This window comes from Phenylobacterium sp., assembly GCF_031412415.1.
In the GTDB taxonomy this organism is placed as follows: Bacteria; Pseudomonadota; Alphaproteobacteria; order Caulobacterales; family Caulobacteraceae; genus Phenylobacterium.
In genome coordinates this window covers 1-4,424 of sequence record NZ_JANOCX010000105.1, presented here as the reverse complement: position 1 = coordinate 4,424, position 4,424 = coordinate 1, and the positions used below count along the sequence as shown (strand labels likewise).

General features: G+C 69.9%; 6 protein-coding genes. 3 read left to right on the top strand and 3 right to left on the bottom strand.

Annotated features, from left to right (window positions below; translation table 11 throughout):
- Positions 1-21: 21 nt before the first annotated feature.
- Positions 22-774 (bottom strand): molybdopterin-synthase adenylyltransferase MoeB, encoded by a 753-nt coding sequence (locus tag RMO04_RS05510; RefSeq protein ID WP_309643788.1) that lies wholly within the window; start codon positions 772-774, stop codon positions 22-24.
- A 5-nt stretch (positions 775-779) separates the two neighbouring features.
- Between RMO04_RS05510 and hslV the strand changes: the two genes are divergently transcribed.
- The 3 genes from hslV (at position 780) to hslU (ending at position 3,641) form a co-directional block, all read left to right on the top strand.
- A complete protein-coding gene (hslV, locus tag RMO04_RS05505) occupies positions 780-1,361 on the top strand; it encodes an ATP-dependent protease subunit HslV (protein WP_405041463.1) in 582 nt (193 codons plus the stop codon).
- 79 nt (positions 1,362-1,440) lie between these two features.
- Positions 1,441-2,289 carry a DUF4440 domain-containing protein gene (locus RMO04_RS05500; protein ID WP_309643787.1) on the top strand — a complete coding sequence of 283 codons (849 nt, stop codon included), beginning with the start codon at positions 1,441-1,443 and terminating at the stop codon, positions 2,287-2,289.
- Between the two features lie 44 nt (positions 2,290-2,333).
- On the top strand, positions 2,334-3,641 hold the full coding sequence (hslU, locus tag RMO04_RS05495) for an ATP-dependent protease ATPase subunit HslU (protein WP_309643786.1): 1,308 nt from the start codon (positions 2,334-2,336) through the stop codon (positions 3,639-3,641).
- Here hslU and RMO04_RS05490 read toward each other — a convergent pair.
- Both RMO04_RS05490 and RMO04_RS05485 read right to left on the bottom strand, forming a co-directional pair.
- The gene (locus RMO04_RS05490) at positions 3,638-4,084 is read right to left on the bottom strand and encodes a MarR family transcriptional regulator (protein ID WP_309643785.1); all 447 of its coding nucleotides are present in this window, start codon (positions 4,082-4,084) and stop codon (positions 3,638-3,640) included. The two genes, hslU and RMO04_RS05490, sit on opposite strands and share 4 nt — an antisense overlap.
- Positions 4,081-4,424 (bottom strand): hypothetical protein (locus tag RMO04_RS05485; RefSeq protein WP_309643784.1); only part of this gene is annotated, 344 nt, incomplete at its 5' end. The genes RMO04_RS05490 and RMO04_RS05485, both read right to left, overlap by 4 nt.

Below are 4,424 nucleotides of genomic sequence, written 5' to 3'. Positions count from 1 at the left end.
GCCACCGGCCGCCGGACCGGGTTATTCCGGCGATGCTGTAGGGCTACAGACCTCGCACTCCGGATCGGCTCCGATCCTCACCGTCCGTGTCTCGGCCGCCAGCGCGTCATAGATCAGCAGCCGGCCGGCCAGCGGCTCGCCGGCGCCGGTGATCAGCTTGATCGCCTCCAGGGCCATCATTGAGCCGACGACCCCGGCCAGCGCCCCCACCACGCCCACCGCCGAGCAGGTCTCGGCCTCGGGCGGTATGTCGGGGACCAAACAGCGGTAGCAGGGCTTGCCGCGGAAGACGCCGACCTGGCCGGTCCATCGGCCGATGGCGCCGGAGACCAGGGTACGCTCGTGCTGCACGCAGGCGGCGTTGACGGCGAAGCGGGTGGCGAAGTCGTCGGTGCCGTCCAGGACGATGTCGACGCCGGCCACCAGCGGACCGGCGTTGCAGGCTTCCAGGTGCACGGGCGCGCAGTCGACATGGACATGGGGGTTTAGCGCGCGCAGGTGTTCGGCGGCCGCCTCGACCTTCAGCCGGCCGACATCGGCGTCGGTGTAGATCACCTGGCGCTGGAGGTTGGAGGTGTCGACCACGTCGGGATCGGCCAGGACGATGCGCCCCACCCCGGCGGCGGCCAGGTAGAGCGCGGCGGGCGCGCCAAGACCCCCCGCGCCGACCATCATCACGCTGGCGGCCTTCAGCCGCTGCTGGCCCTGACCGCCCACCTCCCGCAGCACCAGATGGCGGGCGTAGCGTTCGACCTCATCGTCGGTGAAACTCATCGCGCTTGACCTTAGACCCGGCCCTGACCACATCGCAGGACATGACCAACAGCAATTTTCCGGACTGGCACGGCACGACCATCCTGGCGGTGCGCAAGGACGGCAAGACCGTGATCGCCGGCGACGGCCAGGTTTCCATGGGCCAGACCGTGGTGAAGGGCAACGCCCGAAAGGTGCGCACCCTGGCGGGCGGCAAGGTCCTGGCCGGGTTCGCCGGCGCCACGGCCGACGCCTTCACCCTGATCGAGCGGCTGGAAGCCAAGCTGGAACAGTATCCCGACCAGTTGGCGCGCGCCTGCGTCGACCTGGCCAAGGACTGGCGGACTGACCGCTACCTGCGCCGTCTCGAGGCCATGCTGCTGGTGGCCGACAAGGACGCCATCTTCACCGTCACCGGGGTCGGCGACGTGCTGGAGCCGGAAACCGGCGTCGCCGCCATCGGCTCCGGCGGCAACTACGCCCTGGCGGCGGCGCTGGCGCTACATGACAGCGCATTGTCGGCAGAGGAGGTGGCCCGCAAGGCCATGGGCATCGCCGCGAAGATCTGCGTCTACACCAACGGGCAGTTGACGGTCGAAACGCTGTAGCGCCGCGTTTCGACGTCACACTTCGCGTTACGCCCGCGCGCCACGCGGCGCATGCTCCCCTGGCAAAGGGAGACATGACTTGCGCCGTTTGATCCTTGCCCTCGCCATCACCGCTTCCCCAGGCCTCGCCCAGGCCGGAGTCGATCCGGCCCCCGTGGTGGCCGCCGAGCGGGCCTTCGCCGCCGATGGCCCGGTGCTGGGGGTGCGCGACGCGTTCCTGAAGCACTCCGCGCCGGAGGCCATCGTCTTTCAGCCCGACATCGTGAAGGTCCACGAGACCTTCCCCAGCCAGCCGCCAGACAGGGATCGGCCACCCCTGACCTGGTGGCCGCTCTGGGCGGGGATCGCGGCTTCCGGGGATCTGGGCTTCACCTCCGGACCCTACGCCGTGGCCGGCGTGGGGCGCGGCTACTACTTCACGGTCTGGCGCAAGCAGCCGGACGGTGGCTGGAAGTGGATTTATGACGGCGGTCCGGGCAGCGACACCACCGGCGCCGCCCCGGCCGGGAGCCCCGTCGCCTACCTGCAACCTTCCACCGCAGGCGCGGGATCGGCCACGAAGGCGAAGGCTCAAGTCGCCGCCCTCGAGGCGCGGCTGAACGCAGCCGCCGCGCGCGACCTTGCCCAGGCCTTCGAGGCGCTGACGGCGCCCGACGGCCGCATCGCCGGGTCTCGTATCGTGCCGGAGAACAGCCCCCAGGGTCGGGCGCGCGAACTGGCCGCGCGCCCTGCGACCATGATGCTCAAGTCCGTGGGGTCGGAGGCCTCGAAGGCGGGCGATCTGGTCTGGACCCACGGCGAGGCGGCCTGGACCCGCGACGGCCAGCCGCGCGGAGGACGCTATATCCGCGTCTGGCAGAACCGCGTGGAAGGCTGGAAGCTGGTCTACGACGCTCTGTTGCCCAGCCCTCCAAAGCCGCCCGCCTGACGCCGGGCAGGTGACATGGCCGCGCGGACGCCTATATCGCGGGGATGACCGAGTTTTCTCCCCGCGAAATCGTCTCCGAGCTGGACCGCTACATCGTCGGCCACCCGGAGGCCAAGAAGGCCGTGGCCGTGGCCCTGCGCAACCGCTGGCGCCGCCGGCGGGTGCCCGCCGAGCTGCGCGACGAAGTGACGCCGAAAAACATCCTGTTGATCGGCCCCACCGGCGTCGGCAAGACCGAGATCGCCCGGCGGCTGGCCAAGCTGGCCCAGGCGCCTTTCCTGAAGGTCGAGGCCACCAAGTTCACCGAGGTCGGCTATGTGGGCCGCGACGTCGACCAGATCGTCCGTGACCTGGTGGAAAGCGCCATGGCCATGGTCCGCGACAAGCGCCGCGCCGCCGTGAAGGCCCGGGCCGAGGCCGCCGCCGAGGAGCGGGTGCTGGACGCCCTGACCGGCCCCGGCTCCACCGCCGCTCGCGAAAGCTTCCGCAAGAAGCTGCGCGCCGGCGAGCTGGACGACAAGGAGGTCGAGCTGACCCTGGCCGACACTGGCGCAGGCATGCCCACCTTCGAGATCCCCGGCCAGCCGGGCGCCTCCATGGGCATGCTCAATCTGTCGGAGATGATGGGCAAGGCCTTCGGCGGCCGCACCAAGACCCACAAGACCACGGTGTCGGGCGCCTGGGCGCCGCTGATCGCCGAGGAGAGCGACAAGCTGCTGGACCAGGAGGCCCTGACCCAGGAGGCCCTCGCCCTGGCCGAGAACGAGGGCATCGTCTTCCTCGACGAGATCGACAAGGTGGCCACCAGCCGCGAACGCTCGGGCGGCGCCGACATCAGCCGCGAGGGCGTCCAGCGCGACCTGCTGCCGCTGATCGAGGGCACCACCGTCTCCACCAAGTACGGGCCGGTGAAGACCGACCATGTGCTGTTCATCGCCTCGGGCGCCTTCCACGTCGCCAAGCCCTCGGACCTGCTGCCCGAACTCCAGGGCCGGTTGCCGATCCGGGTGGAGCTAAAGGCCCTGACCCGCGACGACTTCCGCCGCATCCTGACCGAGCCCGAGGCCAACCTGGTGCGCCAGAACCAGGCCCTGCTGCTGACCGAGGGCGTGACGCTCACCTTCACCGACGACGCCATCGAGGCCATGGCCGACGCCGCCGTCACCGTGAACAACGCCGTGGAGAACATCGGCGCCCGGCGGCTGCAGACGGTGATCGAGAAGGTGCTGGAGGAGATCAGCTACACCGCCTCGGACCGCGGCGGCGACACGGTGGCGGTGGACGCGGCCTATGTGAACGCCCGGGTTGGGGATCTCGCCAAGAACGCCGACCTCAGCCGGTTCATCCTCTAGTCGCGCGCGGCGTCCAGGATCTGGCGCACCCGGCGCAACGTCGGGAGGATGGCGGCCAGTTCTGCGACGTCGATCTGCGACAACAGGTCGTTGAAGACCGGGGTAAGCGCCGCAAGCGCCGACTCTCGGGCAAGCCGGCCGGCCGGCGTGACGCTGACGGCCTTGCCGCGCCCGTCGGCGGGATCGGCCGCGACGGTCACGAAACCCTCCGCTTCCAACCGCTTCAGCGTCCCGGTCATCGCGCCCTTGGTGACCTGGAGAGCGCCCGCGATCTTGGCCGGCGCCCGGGTCTCGTGCTTCAGCCGGATCAAGTGATTCAACACGGTGAAACCCGCCATCGACAGGCCCTTCGGCAGCAGCCGTTCCGCCGCGGTGCGCGACAGATGCTCGATGATGCCGACCTCGTTGAAGAAGACGAAGGTCGTGGGATCGTCCTCGGTCATGCCAGGATATGTTCGGCCAGGCCCCGGCGGGGGGATGGGCCGGCCGGCTTGGCCCGTCCCAGGCGCACCAGCATCTGCACCGGCGCGGCGGGGGTGGCGCCGAACCTGGCCTGGGTCGCCGCGTACAGAGGCGCCATCTCCGGGAACTCCTGCAAACTCATGCTCCAAGGCTGCATGGACAGTCCGAGCTTGGTAGCCGTCAGCTGCGCGCGCGCATAGGCCCGGCCGGCGGCGATCTGGGTCGCCCGGCTGTTGTCGGCGCTCTTGATCCACAAGAAGGCCGGTGTCGCCTCGATCATTTTGCGCCAGATGTCCTCGCCCGACTTCGAGGCGAAGGAAT